The 18475-nt window shown below is 66.8% G+C and carries 17 protein-coding genes and 1 tRNA gene; 12 read left to right on the plus strand and 6 right to left on the minus strand.

Annotated features, from left to right (window positions below):
* Positions 1-100: 100 nt before the first annotated feature.
* The 6 genes from NNX37_RS07120 (at position 101) to NNX37_RS07145 (ending at position 5535) form a co-directional block, all read left to right on the plus strand.
* A complete protein-coding gene (locus tag NNX37_RS07120; protein WP_255791626.1) occupies positions 101-466 on the plus strand; it encodes a YraN family protein in 366 nt (121 codons plus the stop codon).
* A complete protein-coding gene (locus NNX37_RS07125; RefSeq protein WP_255791627.1) occupies positions 466-2016 on the plus strand; it encodes a YifB family Mg chelatase-like AAA ATPase in 1551 nt (516 codons plus the stop codon). Before NNX37_RS07120 ends, NNX37_RS07125 begins: the two co-directional genes overlap by 1 nt.
* Positions 2013-3302, plus strand: a complete 1290-nt coding sequence (dprA, locus tag NNX37_RS07130; protein WP_255791628.1) for a DNA-processing protein DprA — start codon at positions 2013-2015, stop codon at positions 3300-3302. Before NNX37_RS07125 ends, dprA begins: the two co-directional genes overlap by 4 nt.
* Positions 3303-3353: 51 nt before the next feature.
* The gene (locus tag NNX37_RS07135) at positions 3354-3881 is read left to right on the plus strand and encodes a methylated-DNA--[protein]-cysteine S-methyltransferase (RefSeq protein ID WP_255791629.1); all 528 of its coding nucleotides are present in this window, start codon (positions 3354-3356) and stop codon (positions 3879-3881) included.
* Positions 3882-3912: 31 nt separating this feature from the next.
* Positions 3913-4851, plus strand: coding sequence for a tyrosine recombinase XerC (locus tag NNX37_RS07140; protein ID WP_255791630.1), 939 nt, complete (start codon positions 3913-3915; stop codon positions 4849-4851).
* A 180-nt stretch (positions 4852-5031) separates the two neighbouring features.
* Entirely contained in the window at positions 5032-5535 is a 504-nt protein-coding gene (locus tag NNX37_RS07145) for a DUF3145 domain-containing protein (protein ID WP_255791631.1), read from the plus strand.
* Positions 5536-5612: 77 nt separating this feature from the next.
* Here NNX37_RS07145 and fabF read toward each other — a convergent pair whose 3' ends face one another.
* From fabF to aceE, 6 genes are all read right to left on the minus strand, one after another.
* A complete protein-coding gene (fabF, locus tag NNX37_RS07150; protein WP_255791632.1) occupies positions 5613-6851 on the minus strand; it encodes a beta-ketoacyl-ACP synthase II in 1239 nt (412 codons plus the stop codon).
* Positions 6852-6931: 80 nt separating this feature from the next.
* Positions 6932-7177 carry an acyl carrier protein gene (locus NNX37_RS07155; RefSeq protein ID WP_055240832.1) on the minus strand — a complete coding sequence of 82 codons (246 nt, stop codon included), beginning with the start codon at positions 7175-7177 and terminating at the stop codon, positions 6932-6934.
* 111 nt (positions 7178-7288) lie between these two features.
* Positions 7289-8350, minus strand: a complete 1062-nt coding sequence (locus NNX37_RS07160; protein WP_255791633.1) for a beta-ketoacyl-ACP synthase III — start codon at positions 8348-8350, stop codon at positions 7289-7291.
* Complete coding sequence (locus tag NNX37_RS07165) at positions 8347-9300, minus strand: ACP S-malonyltransferase (RefSeq protein ID WP_255791634.1); 954 nt, start codon at positions 9298-9300, stop codon at positions 8347-8349. The genes NNX37_RS07160 and NNX37_RS07165 overlap by 4 nt, the downstream gene beginning before the upstream one ends.
* A gap of 109 nt (positions 9301-9409) precedes the next feature.
* The gene (locus tag NNX37_RS07170; RefSeq protein WP_255791635.1) at positions 9410-10633 is read right to left on the minus strand and encodes a PucR family transcriptional regulator; all 1224 of its coding nucleotides are present in this window, start codon (positions 10631-10633) and stop codon (positions 9410-9412) included.
* A 198-nt stretch (positions 10634-10831) separates the two neighbouring features.
* Positions 10832-13576, minus strand: a complete 2745-nt coding sequence (aceE, locus tag NNX37_RS07175; protein ID WP_304659209.1) for a pyruvate dehydrogenase (acetyl-transferring), homodimeric type — start codon at positions 13574-13576, stop codon at positions 10832-10834.
* Between the two features lie 290 nt (positions 13577-13866).
* Between aceE and NNX37_RS07180 the strand changes: the two genes are divergently transcribed.
* From NNX37_RS07180 to gndA, 6 genes are all read left to right on the plus strand, one after another.
* Positions 13867-14286 carry a DUF3052 domain-containing protein gene (locus NNX37_RS07180; protein WP_255791637.1) on the plus strand — a complete coding sequence of 140 codons (420 nt, stop codon included), beginning with the start codon at positions 13867-13869 and terminating at the stop codon, positions 14284-14286.
* The gene (locus NNX37_RS07185; RefSeq protein ID WP_255791638.1) at positions 14283-14747 is read left to right on the plus strand and encodes a peroxiredoxin; all 465 of its coding nucleotides are present in this window, start codon (positions 14283-14285) and stop codon (positions 14745-14747) included. The genes NNX37_RS07180 and NNX37_RS07185 overlap by 4 nt, the downstream gene beginning before the upstream one ends.
* The gene (locus NNX37_RS07190; protein WP_255791639.1) at positions 14744-15697 is read left to right on the plus strand and encodes an NAD-dependent protein deacetylase; all 954 of its coding nucleotides are present in this window, start codon (positions 14744-14746) and stop codon (positions 15695-15697) included. The genes NNX37_RS07185 and NNX37_RS07190 overlap by 4 nt, the downstream gene beginning before the upstream one ends.
* Positions 15698-15782: 85 nt before the next feature.
* A tRNA-Val gene (locus NNX37_RS07195) sits at positions 15783-15855 on the plus strand.
* A gap of 122 nt (positions 15856-15977) precedes the next feature.
* Positions 15978-16838, plus strand: a complete 861-nt coding sequence (locus NNX37_RS07200; protein WP_255791640.1) for a class A beta-lactamase-related serine hydrolase — start codon at positions 15978-15980, stop codon at positions 16836-16838.
* 117 nt (positions 16839-16955) lie between these two features.
* Positions 16956-18392: an NADP-dependent phosphogluconate dehydrogenase gene (gndA, locus tag NNX37_RS07205; protein ID WP_255791641.1), complete on the plus strand. Its 1437-nt coding sequence runs from the start codon at positions 16956-16958 to the stop codon at positions 18390-18392.
* The last annotated feature ends 83 nt before the right edge of the window (positions 18393-18475 follow it).

Below are 18475 nucleotides of genomic sequence, written 5' to 3' on the forward strand. Positions count from 1 at the left end.
CTAGGTTCTTCCTCCACAGGTAGGCATCAGGGCCCGGTCACGCCGCCATTCTCAACATGGCAGTGTCCCGCCGTGTCGGTTCCGCCCGCGGCAAGCCAATGTGGCGGGCATGAGAGCGAAAGATATTCTGGGAAGCCGGGGAGAAGAGCTGGCGGCGCGGTACCTGACAGAAGCCGGGCTGCGCATCATTGACCGGAACTGGCGGTGTCCGGAGGGTGAAATCGACCTGGTCGCGGTGGACGGGGCCACCCTGGTGGTGGTCGAAGTGAAGACCCGCTCCTCCTTGGACTTCGGGCACCCCTTCGAAGCAATCAATCAGGACAAAGTAGCCCGCCTTTATCTGTTGGCGGGGGCTTGGGCCAGGGCCAACAGTCGATACTTCACCCACCGCCGGATCGACGCGGTTTCGGTACTGGACGATGGCACCAATCCGCCCGTCGTGGAGCATCTGAGGGGAATTTCCTGATGGCGCTCGGACGAACCTACGGGATCGGACTCGTCGGCCTGCAGGGAAGGATCGTCGAGGTGGAGGCGGACATCGGCCAGTCCCTGCCGTCCTTCGTCCTGCTGGGGCTGCCCGATGCCTCCCTGAACGAAGCCCGGGACCGGGTGAAGTCAGCGGCGAAGAACGCGGGACTGCCACTGAGCCGCCGCCGGATCACCGTGAATCTGATGCCCGCAGACGTACCCAAGCACGGCTCCGGTTTTGACCTGGCCATTGCCGTCGCCGCACTTTGCGCCGGCGGCGTGCTGAGAAATCCGGGCCGGTGCGTTTTCCTGGCTGAACTCGGGTTGGACAGCAGGCTCCGCCCGATCCGGGGTGTCCTCCCGGCCGTCATGGCGGCGGTTGCCGCCGGATACACGGACATAGCCGTGGCAACGGAGAATGCCGAAGAAGCGGCCCTGGTTCCCGCGGCACGCGTCCGCGGTTACTCCTGCCTTGCTGCGGTGGCTGCGGACCTCGGAGCAGACCCCGAACAACTGAGTTTTCCGCCGCCGGTGACGCTTGGCGGAAAAGATGATGCGGAAGAAGAGGCCCCGGGCGGCAGGCCCAGGGTTCCCGACCTCGCAGACGTAGCAGGGCAGGCAGAAGCCCGGTTCGCCGTCGAGGTGGCCGCAGCCGGGGCGCACCACCTGCTGATGACAGGGCCGCCCGGAGCGGGAAAAACCATGCTGGCGGAGCGGCTGCCAGGGATTCTTCCGGATCTTCCCGACGACCAGGCAATGGAAGTCACCGCCATCCATTCCCTGGCCTGGCAGGGACATCCGTGCCGTTCCCTGCTCCGCAGGCCGCCCTTCGAGAGCCCGCACCACACCGCCTCCACAGCAGCGGTGATCGGCGGCGGTTCAGGGATCCCGCGTCCGGGGGCCGCGTCCCGCGCCCACCGCGGCGTGCTGTTCCTGGATGAAGCGCCTGAGTATGAACGGCGGGTCCTGGATGGGCTGCGCCAGCCGCTGGAGAGCGGGAAGCTGGTCCTGCACCGGGCGGCTGGAACTGCGGTGTACCCGGCACGCTTCCAGCTGGTCCTGGCGGCGAACCCCTGCCCCTGCGGATTGGCTGCGGGCAAAGGAATTGACTGCACCTGTACGCCGCAGCAGCGGCGCCGTTACTTCAGCCGGCTGTCCGGACCGCTGCTAGACCGGGTGGACCTGCAGCTTTCCGTGCAGCGGGTTTCCCTGGGCGACTATTTCGGCGGAGAGAGCACGGAAGCCAGTGTCACCGTGGCGGCTCGCGTGCAGGAGGCACGGAGGCTGCAACGGGACCGGCTGCGGCCGCTGGGCTGCGAAACGAATGCCGAGGTTCCGGGCACCCTGCTCCGGGAGAGCCTGCGGCCTCCGACCAAGGCGACTGCCGCGCTGGACCGGGCAATGGAACGGCAGCTGCTGACGGCGCGGGGCTATGACCGCGTCCTGCGGGTGGCCTGGACTGTCGCCGATCTCGGCGGGCACGGAACCCCGGACGCCAACGACGTCGGTCAGGCTCTCTCGTTCCGGCGGCAGGGCGCAGCAGCATGAGCGTCGATGAGGTGCTGACGGCACGGGCTGCGTTGTCCAGACTCTTCGAACCCTCGGACACGGTGGGCCTCGCCCTTGTGGCAGCCGCCGGCCCGGTTCAGGCGCTGCGGATCGCCACCGGGGAACAGACGGCGTCGCCGGCACTGGCCGCCGAAACAGCCGCATACCTGTCTTCGTCGGGCAGCGGCCAGGGCAGCGCCCTGGCAGAGGGGCTTAAACGGTGGGCGCCCCGGGTGGCGGATCTGGCTCCGGGCCGGGACCTGGACGCGATACGGCGGCTGGGCGGTGAACTTCTCGTGCCGGAGGATTCCCGCTGGCCGGAGTCCCTGCGCCATTTGGAACTAGGCATGCCGTTGTGTCTGTGGATGCGTGGAACGCTGGCGCGGGGCCTGCCGGTATTGGAGCGGACGGTGGCGGTGGTCGGTTCCCGCGATGCCACCGGATACGGCTTATCCATTGCGGGGGACATCTCCGCCGGACTGGCTAACCGCGGGTACACGGTGGTTTCGGGGGGAGCCTACGGAATTGATGCCCAGGCCCACCGCGCAGCCCTCGCTGCTGCTCCTTCCGAGGAGACCGCCACCATCGCCGTGATGGCGTGCGGTGCAGACCGGTTCTACCCGGCCGGCAATGACGACCTGCTGCGCACCGTCGCTGCCCGCGGGCTGCTGCTGTCCGAGGTTCCGCCCGGGTCGGCACCCACCCGCTGGAGATTCCTGCAGCGCAACCGGATCATTGCCGCCCTGAGCGCCGTCACCGTGGTGGTCGAGGCACGGTGGCGGTCCGGTGCCCTGAACACCGCCCATCACGCCGCCGGGTTGGGACGGGAAGTCGGCGCCGTGCCGGGCTCGGTGTACTCGGCCAACTCCGCCGGCTGCCACCGCCTGCTGCGTGACGGGAGCGCGGTCTGTGTGACTGACGCGCAGGAAGTTGCCGAACTGGCGCAGCCGCTGGGCACCACAGCAGCGGACAGCACAGCGGCTGCGGATGCCGAGCAGACCGGTTCCGCGCGGGAGGGGGCCGCTACGCAGGCGGATGCACGCACCGGGGAGCCGGGAGGGGACGGTGGCAAGGGCGGAAACCGTCGGGCCGTTCAGGACGGACTGGCCGTGGAAGACCTGCTCCTGCTGGACGCGCTCCCGGTGCGCAGCGGAACGACCATCGACAAGCTGGCCACCGTCGCGGGCCTGTCCCCGCCGGGGGTGCGCGCCGGACTGGCCCGGCTGGAACTCGAAGGCCTGGCGGTACGGACCGGCGCGGACTTATGGCGCCGCGGCCGGCACTAGCCAACCCACCCTGCACAACCCGCTTCACCGCACCAGAAAGGAAACACCATCATGACCACGCATAAAATCGTCACCTCCCCGATAGGGGTGCTCACCCTCGTCGCCCTGGACGGCGTCCTGACGTCCGTCCGGCTCGGACCGCCGCCCGTACCGGCCGGGGGAGGGACACCGTACGGGATGGCAGCAGAGGACGGCTTTGAAGACATCGAACGCCAACTCACCGAGTACTTCGAGGGCACACGGTGCTGCTTCGCCGTGGACACCAACCCGCAGGGCACCGAGTTCCAGCGCAGGGTATGGGAGCAGGTAGCGGGCATTGGCTACGGATCGACGGCAAGTTACAAGGAACTGGCGGTCCAGCTTGGTGATGCGGCCAAGGCCCGCAGCGTAGGCGCCGCCCTGGCCCACAACCCTTTGAATCTGGTGGTTCCCACCCACCGCGTCGTCGGGTCCCGCGGCGCGTTGACCGGATACTCCGGCGGAGTCGACGCCAAGCGGTACCTGCTCGACATGGAGCAGGCGCCGCAGACAGAGCAGCTGCGCCGTACCTGCCGGCGTGCCGACAGCGTGCCTGCTTGAACGGCGGAGGCAAAGAGAGAACAGTGAAGAGGTGACATCAAAAGCAACAGGCACGGGCTGGCCGGCGGAATTCCGCTCTGCCCTCGAAGGGTTCTGCCGGTACCTGACGGCAGAGCGCGGCCGGTCGGAACATACGGTGCGTGCCTACGAGTCGGACGTGTCTCAACTGCTCGACTACGCCGCGGCCTCCGGCGCCGGATCACTGAAGGAACTGGACCTGGGCATCCTGCGGGGCTGGCTGGGGGAACTCAGCTCCGGGGGCCAGGCCCGCTCCACACTGGCCCGCCGAGCAGCAACGGCCCGCAGCTTCAGTAACTGGGCGCTGCGCGAGGAACTGATCAGTGAGAACCCGGCCCTAAGACTGAAGGCACCCAAGAAGGAAAAGACACTTCCCGGCGTACTGCGCAGCAGTCAGCTGGATGACCTGTTCGAAACCCTGCAGGCAGCTGCCGCCGAGGGCGGCCCCGTAGCCCTGCGGGACCGTGCGATGGTGGAACTGCTCTACGCCACGGGCATCCGGGTGGGGGAGCTCGCCGGCCTGGACGTCGATGACCTCGATCCTGACCGCCGGACACTGACCGTGCTGGGCAAAGGCAACAAGGAACGCACGGTCCCGTACGGGCTCCCCGCCGCACTGGCGGTCGACGACTGGCTGCGCCGCGGCCGCCCCGGTCTGGCCACGGGGGACAGCGGTCCGGCGCTGTTCCTCGGAAAGCGGGGCGGACGCGTGGACCAGCGCCAGGTCCGCAGCGTCGTCGCCGAGCTCCTTGAAACCGTGCCGGATACCTCCGCCTCCGGACCGCACGCCCTCCGCCACTCGGCGGCGACTCATCTGCTCGACGGCGGTGCGGACCTGCGAGCCGTTCAGGAAATCCTGGGCCACTCGTCGCTTGCCACCACTCAGCTCTATACCCATGTGTCCGTGGACAGGCTGCGCCAGAGCTACAGCCAGGCCCATCCGCGGGCCTGACGTCGGGCCGAACTGCACCGGTTCTGCGGCCGGATCATCCATGCAGGCCAGGGCAGAACGCTACATTGGCGCATTGCCGTAACTTGCGGCACAATGATGGACAGCGGACACATACGGCTCGATATCCGTCCATACAGCAAGGTCGTTGGGGAAGACGTACCTACAGCTATGGAGGATGGAATGTCTGATGTGATGGCGCGCGGAGTACTTTTTGTGCACTCTGCCCCTTCCGCGTTGTGCCCCCATATCGAGTGGGCCATCGGATCCGTCGTGGAAAAGCGAACGGATCTTCAGTGGTTCCCTCAGCCGGCCGCGCCGGGAATGGTACGGGCCGAAATCGCCTGGACCGGGCCCCAGGGCACCGGTTCCCTCCTTGCGTCCGCACTTCGCGGCTGGGCGCACCTCCGCTATGAGGTGACCGAAGACCAAAGCCCTGGAGCAGATGGCGGACGCTGGGCCCACACCCCTGAGCTGGGCATTTTCCATGCGGCCACCGATGTGCACGGCAACATCATGATTTCCGAAAACCGCATCCGGTACGCGTATGAAAACGGCGCCGGCGATCCCTCCGCGGTCTACCATGAACTTTCGCTGGCCCTCGGCGAAGCCTGGGACGATGAACTCGAGCCGTTCCGGCACGCCGCGGACGGCGCTCCGGTGCGGTGGCTCCACCAGGTCGGCTAGTTCGAACACTCCGTAGCTCCAACGCAACAGGCGTCCGGTTCCCACAGGGACCGGACGCCTGTTGCGTTGGGGAAGCTTTAGCGGCTGCGCAGCACGGCGACGGCGTTGTGTCCGCCGAAGCCGAAGGAATTGCTCAGCGCGACAATGTCTCCGCCGCGCAGCTGGCGGCTGGAGGTCACGACGTCGAGCGGGATCTCCGGATCCTGGTTCTCCAGGTTGATGGTGGCCGGTGCCTGCCGTTCGTAAACCGCGAGGGCGGTCAGGACGGCCTCGACTGCACCGGAGGCACCCAGGAGGTGGCCCATCTGCGACTTCGTGGCGGACACGGCAACCCCGTCGAGGGCCGTGCCCAGGGCTGCCTTGAGTGCTGTGTATTCCGGCTTGTCACCGACGGGAGTGGAGGTGGCGTGCGCATTCACGTGGACCACGTCCTCGGCCTGGGCCTGCGCGTCGAGGAGCGCGCCCTTCAGTGCGCGGGTGGCGCCCAGGCCCTCGGGGTCGGGGGCCGTGATGTGGTAGGCGTCGGCAGTGACCGCGGTCCCGGCGAGCTCGGCGTAGATCCGCGCTCCGCGGGCCAGGGCATGCTCTTCGCTTTCAAGCACCAGGGCGCCGGCACCCTCACCCATAACAAAGCCGTCACGGTCGCGGTCGTAGGGCCGGGAGGCACGTGCGGGGTCGTCGTTGCGCTTGGACAGCGCCTGCATGGAGGCGAACGAGGCCAGCGGCATCGGGTGGATGCACGCTTCCGCACCGCCGGCGACGACGATGTCGGCCTTCCCGGAGCGGATCATGTCCAGGCCCTGATGCAGGGCTTCGGTTCCGGAGGCGCAGGCGGAGACAGGGGTGTGCGCGCCGGCGCGGGCGCCCAGGTCGAGGCTGACGGCGGCAGCAGGACCGTTGGGCATCAGCATCGGTACGGTCATGGGCAGGACGCGGCGGGGTCCCTTTTCACGCAGGGTGTCCCAGGCGTCAAGCAGGGTCCAGATGCCGCCGATGCCGGTGGCGAAGGCCACTCCGAGGCGGTCCTTGTCGATATCGCCGTCCAGGCCCGAGTCGGCCCACGCTTCGCGGGCGGCGACGACGGCGAATTGGGTGGAGGGGTCCATCCGCTTGGCCTCAACGCGGGAAAGGACGTCGGTGGCAGGAGTGGAGGCCCGCGCCGCGAAGGTCACCGGGAGGGAGTATTTCTGCACCCACTCGTCTTCGAGCGTGCGGGCGCCGGAGACGCCCTGGAGTGCGTTCTTCCACATGGTGGGAACGTCCCCGCCGATCGGCGTGGTGGCGCCAAGGCCTGTGATGACTACTTTGCGGGCCATGATTCACTCTCTTGAAGCAGTTGCGGGTGCAGGTTCCGGCGGAGCCGGGCGGCCGCCGCGGGGCAGCGGCCGCCGGAGGGTTAAGCCTGGGCGTTGGAGATGAAGTCCACGGCGTCGCCGACGGTCTTCAGGTTCTTGACCTCTTCGTCCGGGATGCGTACGCCGAACTTCTCTTCAGCGTTGACGACGATGGTCATCATGGAAATGGAGTCGATGTCCAGGTCGTCGGTGAAGGACTTGTCCAGCTCGACGGCCTCGGGGGCCAGGCCGGTCTCTTCGTTGACGATCTCGGCGAGGCCGGCCAGGATTTCTTCGTTGCTAGCCATGTTGGCTCCTTTTCTTGTAGTGCCGGTCCGGGACCGGTTCGGGTTTCCAACCGCCGAAGCGGTGTGGTTTGAGGGGCTGTACCGGCTTGGCCGGGGCAGCGGGCGGGGAAGTTAGGGAAGGACGACGACCTGCGCGCCGAACACGAGTCCGGCGCCGAAACCGATCTGCAGCGACAGTTTGCCGCTCAGTTCCGGGTTTTCCTTCAGCAGCCGGTAGGTGGCCAGCGGAATGGACGCGGCGGAGGTGTTTCCGGCGTCGGCGATGTCGCGGGCAATGATGACCGACTCGGGCAGCTTCAGCTGCTTCGCCATCTCGTCGATGATGCGCATGTTGGCCTGGTGGGGGACGAAGGCGGAGAGGTCCTCGGCGGTGATGCCTGCGGCGTCGAGTGCCTGCTGGGCCGCCTTGGCCATCTCCCACACAGCCCAGCGGAACACGGTCTGGCCGTCCTGGCGCAGGGTAGGCCAGAGCTTGGTCTCACGCTCGGAGAGATCAGCGGGGCTCATGCCGCCGTCGGCCTCGGCGGCGAGGGAGAGTTCACGCACGTCCAGCATTGAGTGGGTCATGCCGATCGCACCGGACTTGCTGCCGTCCGAGCCCCAGACGGACGGCGCGATGCCGGGTGTGTCCGAGGGGCCGACGACGACGGCGCCGGCACCGTCACCGAGCAGGAACGAGATGGTGCGCTCCGTATTGTCGATGAAGTCGGAAAGCTTCTCCACGCCGATGACCAGCACGTAAGTGGCGGCACCGGAGCGGACGAGCGCGTCGGCCTGGGCAATGCCGTAGCAGTACCCGGCGCAGGCGGCCGAAACATCGTAGGCCGGTGCCGGCGTGGCTCCCAGCCGTTCGGTGATCTGGGTGGCGGCCGACGGTGTGGCATACGGATGGGTGACGGTGGAAACGATGACTGCACCCAGCTGCGAACCGTCGATGCCGGCGTTCTTCAGCGCCTCGCGGCCGGCGGCTTCGGCCATGTCCACCACCGAGGTGCCCTTGTCCGCGCGGTGCCGGGTCACGATGCCGGTGCGCTGGCGGATCCACTCATCGGAGGAGTCGATCCACTGGCAGACGTCCTCGTTGCTGACAATGACATCCGGCCGGAAGGCGCCGATGCCGTGGATCCGGCTGAATTCGTTGACGGGTGACTGCTTCAGGGTGGGCGTGCTCACGCGTTACCTTCTCCGGTTGTTGCTGCAGTTCCGGCATGCTCACGAATGAACTCCCGGGCAGCGGTTAGATCTTCTGGGGATTTCAGGGCCAGGGTCGGAACGCCCTTCATGCCGCGGCGGGCCAGTCCGGTGAGGGTGCCGGCCGGCGGCAGTTCCAGCAGGCCGGTCACGCCCATGGCGAGCATGTTCTCCATGCACAGGTCCCAGCGGACCGGGCGGGACACCTGGGCGATCAGGCTGTCCAGGTTCGCGTCGCCGGACACCACGGCGGCGCCGTCGCGGTTCGACAGCAGCGTGGCCAGCGGCGCCTGCGGCGCCAGGGACGGACGCAGTTCTTCCAGGACGGTGACGGCGGGAGCCATGTGGGACGTGTGGAAGGCGCCGGCGACCTTCAGCGGGATGACGCGTGCCTTGGCCGGCGGTGCTGCGGTAAGGACCTCGAGCTGGTTGTGCGTTCCCGCTGCGACGGTCTGCCCGCCGCCGTTCGCGTTGGCGGCCGTGAGTCCGGCCGCTTCCAGTACGGCGGCGACGTCGTCGGGGTCCCCGCCGAGAATGGCACTCATGCCGGTGGGTTCGACCGCTGCGGCCCGGGCCATGGCATTGGCCCGTTCCCGGACGAATACCAGGGCATCCTTCTCCGGGAGCGCGCCGGCGATGGCCGAGGCGGTGATTTCCCCGACGGAGTGGCCGGCCAGGACGGTGGAGGAAGTCAGCGCCGCGGGGTCCAGCAGCAGGCGGGCGGCCATGAGGCCGGCGGCCACGATCAGCGGCTGCGCGACGGCGGTGTCCTTGATGGTGTCCTCGTCGGAGACCGTGCCGTGGGCTATCAGGTCCAGGCCGGCGACGTCGCTGAGCGCTGAGAGGTGATCCCGTACGCCGGGCAGTTCAAGCCACGGCGCGAGGAATCCTGGCGTTTGGGACCCCTGGCCGGGGCAGACAATTGCAAGCACGTATACAGCTTTCCAAACATAGGGGACGGGACCGGGTGTTTGCGTAGACCAAGCTCCCCGGACGGCTTTGTAGGAAGTCTACAAGCCGGGGACGGTGTCCGGGCAGGGGTCAGAGGCGGGCCGCAGGCTTCTCCGGGACCGCTTTTCCGGCCGGAGCCAGGCGTCCGACCACGAGCGCGGTCTGCAGCACGAAGGCTTCCCGCGGCAGCATCGGATCCCAGCCGGTCACGTCGCAGACGCGCCGCAGCCGGTAGCGGACCGTGTTGGCGTGGACAAAGAGTTCACGTGCCGTGGCCTCCAGGGAGTGGCCGAGCGACAGATACGCGCTCAGGGTCTCGGCCAGGCCGTTGGAGGCGCCCAGCAGGGGCGTGTAGATGCTCTCCACAAGGGCCTTGCGCGCAGTGTCGTCGCCGGACATCACCCGTTCGGGCCACAGGTCGTCGGCCGCGACCGGACGGGGCGCGGCAGGCCAGGCGCGGGCGGCGGTCAGTCCGGCGAACGCCGCCTGGGCGGACGGTCCGGCGTCGACGAGCGACGGGGCGGGCGGGCCGTACACCACCGGTCCCGGACCGAAGAGTTCGGACAGGCGGGTATAGGAGAAGGCCTTGTCCTCCAGGCCGCCCAGGACCAGGATCAGCCGTTCGCCCTGGATTCCGACGAGGGTGTCTTCGGCCAGCCGGCCCGTGGCCCGGCGGAGTTCGTTCACGAAGGTGGCATTGGCTTCGGCCGGCGAGCCGCCGACCATAACGGTCACCGGTGCTGTGGAGCTCCAGCCGACGGCGGCAATCCGGGAGCGCAGTGCGTCGGAACTCTCGCCGCGCAGGATGGCATCCACGACAAGTGCCTCGAGCCGGGTGTCCCAGGCCCCGCGGGTTTCAGCCGCACGGGCGTAGACATCCGCCGCGGCGAAGGCTACTTCCCGCGAGTAGCGCAGCACCGCTTCGCGCAGCTTGGACTGCACCTCGCTGCCGGCCAGCTCGGGCACCCGGTCTTCCACGACCTGAACCACCACGCGGATCAGCTGCAGGGCTTTCTGGAGGCTGATCGAGCGGGTGAGCTCGGTCGGTGCAGTGCCGAAGACGTCGCTGAGGACCCAGGCGGGGGAGGCGGGTCGTTGGTACCAGTTCACGAAGGACGCGATGCCCTTCTGGGCGACCATTCCCAGCGCGGAGCGCTCGTCCGGGCGGAGGCCCCGGTACCAGGGCAGGGAGATGTCCAGCTGCTGCAGGGTGGCAGTCGAAAGCCTGCCGATATTCGCTTTCAGGCGCTCGACGGTGGGCTGGTCTGCTTCCGGGGGTGCCGAGGCAGCGGACTGAGGGGGACGCACTGGCATACCTGCGAGCTTACGGCCTGCGGGAGTGAACCGCTATTTTGTGTGAAGGCTACAAGTTGGCTAGGCAGGCAGCTGAGGTTCAACCCCGGGTCATGTCCGCTGCCACGCGCGGCACACCGGGGTCCGCAGGCAAAGAAAAAGGAACCGCCGCAGATGCAGCGGTTCCCCTTTCTTTAGCCCGGTGGAGAGGCAGAACGCTTAGGCGTCGCCTCCGGCGTTTCCGCTGGTACCGGCGTTGACGTCCAGCAGGTGGTACTTCTCCATTGCCTCCTTGGGGGCATTGGCGTCAACTTCACCGCGGCGGGCGAGCATCTCGAGTGCTCGCACCACCATCGAGTGGCTGTCGATCTTGAAGTACCGGCGTGCAGCTGCACGGGTGTCCGCGAAACCGAAGTCATCGGCACCGAGGGTGGCGAATTCGTTCGGCAGGAACTGGCGGATCTGGTCAGGGACGGCCTTCATGTAGTCCGTGGACGCAACGATCGGTCCGGTTGCCCCGGCCAGCTGCTGGGTCACGAACGGCACCCGCGGCTCGGAGCCGGGATTCAGGAAGGCTTCCTCCTCGGCGGCAAGGCCGTCGCGGCGGAGTTCGTTCCAGGAGGTTACGGACCAGACATCGGCCGAAACACCCCAGTCTTCAGCCAGGAGCTTCTGGGCTTCCAGCGCCCACGGCACGGCAACGCCGGAGGCCAGCAGCTGAGTGCGGGGTCCGTCGATCTTCGCCGGGGCCAGCAGGTAGATGCCCTTGATGATGCCTTCCACGTCCAGGTCCTCGGGGGCCTTGGGCTGCTGGATCGGCTCGTTGTAGACCATGAGGTTGTAGATGACGTTCGGATCCTGTGAATCCGGACCGTACATCTCCTCGAGGCCGTGCCGGATAATGTGTCCGATCTCGTAGCCGTACGCCGGATCATAGGTCTTCACCGCTGGGTTGGTGGAGGCCAGGATCGGCGAGTGGCCGTCGGCGTGCTGCAGGCCTTCACCGGTCAGGGTGGTGCGGCCGGCGGTGGCCGAGATCAGGAATCCGCGTGCCATCTGGTCGGTGGCCGCCCAGATGTAGTCGGCGGTCCGCTGGAATCCGAACATCGAGTAGAACACGTAGACCGGAATCAGCGGCTCGCCGTGGGTGGCGTAGGAGGTGCCTGCCGCGGTGAACGCCGCGATCGAGCCTGCCTCGTTGATGCCCACGTGCACAATCTGGCCCTGCGGGGACTCCTTGTAGGCCAGGACGAGGTCCCGGTCCACGGACAGGTAGTTCTGGCCCTTGGGGTTGTAGATCTTGGCCGTGGGGAAGAACGAGTCCATGCCGAAGGTTCGGGCCTCATCGGGAATGATCGGCACAATGCGCTTGCCGAATTCCTTGTCCCGCATCAGGTCCTTGAGCAGGCGGACGAAGGCCATGGTGGTGGCTGCCAGCTGCTTGCCGGAGCCGCGGTTGGCTACTTCGTAGGCCTTCTCATCCGGAAGGTGGACCGGCTCGTGCTGAACCCGGCGCTCGGGGACGTTGCCGCCCAGCTCGCGGCGGCGTTCCAGCATGTACTTGATCTCGGGGGCATCCGCTCCCGGGTTGTAGTACGGAGGCTGGTACGGGTCGGCTTCGAGCTGCTCATCGCTGATCGGGATCCGCAGGTGGTCGCGGAAGGCCTTCAGGTCGTCGAGGGTGAGCTTCTTCATCTGGTGGGTCGCGTTGCGGCCCTCGAAGTGCGTGCCCAGGCCGTAGCCCTTGACCGTGTGGGCCAGGATGACCGTCGGGGCGCCCTTGAATTCCATGGCGGCCTTGTACGCGGCGTAGACCTTGCGGTAGTCGTGGCCGCCGCGCTTGAGGTTCCAGATTTCCTCGTCGGTCAGGTTGGCAACCAGTTCCTTGGTCTCCGGGCTCTTGCCGAAGAAGTGCTCGCGCACGAATCCGCCGGACTCGGCCTTGTAGGTCTGGTAGTCGCCGTCGGGGGTGGCATTCATGATGTCCACCAGCGAGCCGTCCTTGTCGCGCTGAAGCAGGTCATCCCACTCGCGGCCCCAGACAACCTTGATGACGTTCCAGCCGGCTCCGCGGAAGAAGGCTTCCAGTTCCTGCATGATCTTGCCGTTGCCGCGGACCGGACCGTCGAGTCGCTGCAGGTTGCAGTTGATGACGAAGGTCAGGTTGTCGAGCTTGTCGTTGGCGGCGAGCTGGAGCAGCCCGCGCGATTCCGGCTCATCCATTTCGCCGTCGCCGAGGAACGCCCACACGTGCTGTTCGGAGGTGTCCTTGATGCCGCGGTTCTGCAGGTAGCGGTTGGACTGCGCCTGGTAGATGGCATTCATGGGGCCGATGCCCATGGAAACAGTCGGGAACTCCCAGAAGTCCGGCATGCTGCGCGGATGCGGGTAGGAGGACAGGGCGTGCCCCTCACGGGACTTCTCCTGGCGGAAGCCGTCCATGTCCTCTTCGGACAGGCGGCCTTCAAGGAAGGCGCGGGCATACATGCCGGGGGAAGCGTGACCCTGGAAATAAATCTGGTCTCCGCCGCCCGGATGGTCCTTGCCCCGGAAGAAGTGGTTCATGCCCACTTCGTACAGGGTTGCCGCTCCGGCGTACGTGGAAATGTGTCCGCCGACGCCGATTCCCGGGCGCTGGGCCCGGTGCACCATGATGGCGGCATTCCACCGCAGCCAGGCGCGGTATCGCCGTTCGATTTCCTCGTCGCCGGGGAATTCAGGTTCCTGATCAACCGGGATGGTGTTGACGTAGTCGGTGGTGGTTACCATCGGCACGCCCACGCTCTGGGAACCGGCACGCTGGAGCAGCGAACGCATAATGTACTGTGCGCGTTCAGTGCCCTGCGAACGGATCAGTTCATCGAGTGATTCGATCCATTCTGCGGTTTCCTCAGGATCACGGTCCGGTAGCTGGTTTGTTAACCCGCTCAGGATGTCCGTTGTGTCTTCTGCGGCCACGGCCAACCTCTCTCATGTACAGATTGTGTCTGCGACATTATTCTGTGGGATCCGGCCGGTGTCCGCCGGATCTTCGCTTGCGCGTATGCGCGCCTCGGCGCCCAAACCTGCTTTCATTCCACTGTAGTCCCGAGCCGCCGTTGTTGCGTAGCCTGCACGGAAGTCATCGCTGACGGCGTACAGCCCCAAAACCCTTGATGCCGGCGGGGTTTAGGTGTTTCGTTGACTCTGAGACCGCGCAGATCAGACAAATGTGTGATTCCCTTGTATTTATGCAGTCAACCAGGAGGAGTGAAGTGAGCGAGGCCGAGGCCGTCACTGAGGAAAACGTGGCGAGCAAATTGGGTTTCAAGGACGGTGACCTGGTCCAGGAATACGGCTACGACGAGGATGTGGACTTCGACTTCCGCGAGGACCTCGAGGACCTCATCGGCGGCGAGCTGCTGACCGAAGACGACCACGATGTAGTGGACGGCGTCATCCTCTGGTGGCGTGCCGACGACGGCGACCTCGTGGATGCGTTGGTCGATTCGCTGACCACGCTCGACGACGGCGGCGTGGTCTGGGTTCTGACCCCGAAGTCCGGACGGGACGGCTATGTTCCCCCCGCCGACATTGAGGAAGCGGCCCCCACTGCGGGACTGCACGTCACGACGTCTCCGGGAGTCACCGACGACTGGGCCGCTACGCGCCTGGTGAGCCGACGCAAGAAGTGACTGCGCACCTGCCCACGGCAGGTGCTGCGGTTCCGGATTTCTGCCTCCCCAACCAGTTTGGCGAGGCTGTTCGGCTGAAAGGTCTGCGGGGCTCCGGCGTCGTGCTGGTCTTTTTTCCTTTTGCGTTCTCCCAGGTTTGCCGCGGTGAACTGGCCGAGCTGGAGACCGAACGGGCGTTGTTTGACGACGCCGGCGTACGCCTTCTGGCGGTGTCCTGTGATTCGAAATACACGCTGCGGGCGTGGGCGGAGCAGGAAGGCTTCGGCTTCGACCTGCTGTCCGATTTCTGGCCGCACGGAGACACGGCCAGGGCGTTCGGCGCCTTTGATGAGCGTTTAGGCCTGGCGCAGCGGGCTAGCTTCGTCATTGACGGGCAGGGAATGCTCCGTGCCTGTATCCGCTCCGAGCCGGGCGCCGCCCGCCCGCTCGAGCAGTACCGCGCTGCTTTGGAGGAACTGTGAGCGAACAGCGAGAACCAAAGGACTCCCGTCCCGGCCTCGGTCTTACGGGCTTCGCCAGCGGCCGGGCGCTGGAATCCGTTCCCCCGCCCACGGAGGAGGAGCTGCGGCTGCTCGGGCGCGCCGCCGGCTATCTGGGCGGACAGCGGCTGGCGCTGCTGACCGGGGCAGGGCTGAGTACCGACTCCGGCATCCCCGATTACCGCGGCCCCGACGCACCGCCGCGCAACCCGCTGACCTATCAGCAGTTCGTCTCTGATGCGCACCTCCGGCGGCGGTACTGGGCGCGCAACCACATCGGCTGGCATCATCTGCGCCATGCCGTGCCCAACCCCGGCCACGCGGCTGCGGCGGAACTGGAACGGCGGGGACTGCTGTCCGGCCTGATCACCCAGAACGTGGACCGGCTGCACACGGACGCCGGCAGTGTCAGCGTTATCGACCTGCACGGGCGCTACGACCGCGTGGTGTGCCTGAACTGCCGCTCCGCGTTCTCCCGCTCCGAGGTTGCCGAGCTGCTGCAGGAGCTGAACCCCGGCTACCTCGACCGGGTACGCCTGGACGGAGGAATCGCCCCGGACGCCGACGCGGACATCGCCGATACCGATGACTTCTTGGTGGCCGACTGCCCGGTCTGCGGCGGGATGCTCAAACCCGACTTCGTGTACTTCGGGGAAAACGTCCCGAAGGACAGGGTGGCCCGCGCCTATTCGGTGGTGGACGACGCCGGTGCCCTCCTCGTGGCGGGCTCCTCCCTGACAGTGATGAGCGGCCTCCGCTTTGTCCGGTACGCCGTAAAGGCCGGCAAGCCGGTGGTCATCATCAACCGGGGCGCCACCCGCGGGGATCCGCTGGCTACCCTGAAGATCGACATGGGCGTCAGCACCGCCCTGACCTGGCTGGCGGAAAACCTCCCGGACCTGCCCGCAGGGACCCCCGGAAGCACCGATTAGGCATCCGTCCCGGTTCTGGGGTAATGTAGTTCCTCGTGATGCAGGGCCGTGGAGAACTTTCCGCGGCGCCCCGGCACCATGATTCGGGTCTTTAGCTCAGCTGGTAGAGCGCCACGTTTACACCGTGGATGTCATCGGTTCGATCCCGGTAGGACCCACAAGATCAACCGTCGTTACTTTCCGCACATGCGGGAGGTAACGGCGGTTTTTTGTCGTTTAAGCCAAAGGACCTCCACCCGAGGGGAGAAAAGAAAGAAGGCGGAACAGGACAAAGGGGTTAATGACTGAGTCATTAAAGACGCGGAAGACCGTCTGCTCGATGCTGGCCGGGCTGCTCCTGCTGGCGGGCTGCGCCGGGGCGGAGGATGTCCCGGTGACGGAGCCGGCCGGGACGGATCCGGAGGACAGTGCCGTTCAATCGGCGCCACCTCCCGACCCGCTTGCCGCCGAGCTTGAACAGGTGGCCGCGGACACCGGGGCGGACTTCTCCGTCGCCGTCCAGGACAACCGCACCGGCGCTTCCTGGAGCTATAACCCCCAGGGCCGGTACCTCGAAGCGAGCCTGGTGAAGGTTCCCATCCTCCTCACACTGGTCCGGCAGGCGACCGAGGAACAGCGCAGCCTCACGGCGGAGGAGGAGAGGCTGGCGGCGATGATGATCGAATACAGCGACAACGAGGCCACCAGCGAGCTCTATAGCCGGGTGGGAGGACGGACGGAGCTGAACCGGACCTACGAACTCATCGGGGTATCGGACACGGAAGCCGGCGAAACCTGGGGTGCCAATGAAACCACGGCCCAGGACCAGCTGCGGATCGCCCGGACCGCCGCACAGGGTGCTGACTGGCTGGATGCGGAGCTGCTGGAGTTCGCCGTCGGCCTGATGGAAAACGTCTGTCCGGAGCAGAACTGGGGCATCAGTGCTGGGGTGCAGGATTACGGTGCCGAAGTGGCGCTGAAGAACGGCTGGCTGCAGGACGACGACGCCGTATGGAACGTAGGCAGCGCCGGTTTTGTCCGCACCGGGGACAGCGATTACAGCATCGTTGTGCTCAGCTCCCGGAATTCCACCCTCCCGGAAGGGATCGACGTTGTGGAAGGCGTTGCCTCCACGGTCAACGGCTACGAGGAAGGCGGGTGAGCCCCGTGCCAATGTGGCGGCGGGGAGCTGAAGAAGCATAGGCTGGAGCGTGAACCGGCGCTTTTTCCAGCGCCTGCCCCGTGCCCGCCGGGCACCTGAAACATCCTTGGAGAGAACTTGAGTGCACAAATTGGTGTAACCGGCCTTGCCGTCATGGGAGCGAACCTCGCCCGCAACCTCGCCCGCAACGGTTACACGGTGGCCCTGCACAACCGTTCCATCGAAAAAACGGATGCCCTGCTTTCCGCCCACGGCGAGGAGGGGGACTTCATCCGCACCGAGACGCTGCAGGAACTGGTCGACTCGCTGGAGAAGCCCCGCCGCGTCCTGATCATGGTCAAGGCCGGCGCTCCGGTGGACTCCGTGATCGGCCAGCTGGTGCCGCTGCTGGAGCCGGGCGACATCGTCATCGACGGCGGCAATTCGCACTTCGAAGACACCCGCCGCCGCGAGGCCGCCCTGGCCGAGAAGGACCTGCACTTCGTGGGGGTCGGCGTATCCGGCGGTGAAGAGGGCGCCCTCCTGGGCCCCTCCATCATGCCCGGCGGCTCCCGCGAGTCCTACGATTCCCTCGGCCCCATGCTGGAAAAGATCGCTGCCAAGTACGAGGGCGAGCCCTGCTGCACCTGGATCGGCACCGACGGCGCCGGCCACTTCGTGAAGATGGTCCACAACGGCATCGAATACGCAGACATGCAGGTGATCGGCGAGGCCTACGACCTGCTGCGCTCCGCTGCCGGCATCGAGCCCGCCGAGCAGGCAACCATCTTCAACGAGTGGAACACCGGCCAGCTCAGTTCCTTCCTGATCGAAATCACCGCCGAGGTCCTGGGTCACGTGGACGCCCGCACCGGGAAGCCGTTCGTGGACGTAGTGGTGGACTCCGCCGGGCAGAAGGGCACCGGACGCTGGACTGTTGTCTCCGGCCTGGACCTGGGCTCGCCGGTCTCGGCCATCGCCGAGTCCGTCTTCGCCCGCGCACTGTCTTCCCAGCGCGGCCAGCGCGAGGTGGCGCAGGAGACCCTGCAGGGCGCGGAAACCGCCGTCGAGCTCCCCGACACCTTAGTGGACGACGTACGCCAGGCTCTCTACGCCTCCAAGCTGGTGAGCTACGCGCAGGGCATCGACATGCTCAACGCTGCCGCCAGGGAATACGGCTGGGACCTGAAGCTGGACGAGATTGCCTCGCTCTGGCGCGCCGGCTGCATCATCCGTGCGGAACTGCTGGATGACATCATGAAGGCCTATGCAGGCAGCGAAGCACCCGCCAACCTGCTGTTCGCGCCGGCCTTCGCCGAGTCCATCGCCGCAGCCGTTCCGGCCTGGCGCCGCGTGGTGTCCGTCGCCGTGCAGCTGGGCATCCCCGTGCCGGTGTTCTCCTCCTCGCTGGCCTACTACGACGGCCTGCGCCGCAAGCGCCTTCCCGCAGCACTCACCCAGGGGCTGCGCGACCTGTTCGGCGCGCACACCTACCACCGGGTGGATGCCGAGGGTACCTTCCACACCATGTGGGGCGAGGACCGCGCCGAGGTTGAGGCAGTGGACACCCACTAGGACCGGCCAGGCATAAGAGTCGACACCAACGGCCGTCCGGGCCTGGCCTGGCGTGCCGGCCACCTGGCCTCGGATACCAGCCG

The sequence above is a fragment of the Arthrobacter zhaoxinii genome (assembly GCF_024385505.1).
Lineage (GTDB): Bacteria > Actinomycetota > Actinomycetes > Actinomycetales > Micrococcaceae > Arthrobacter_B > Arthrobacter_B zhaoxinii.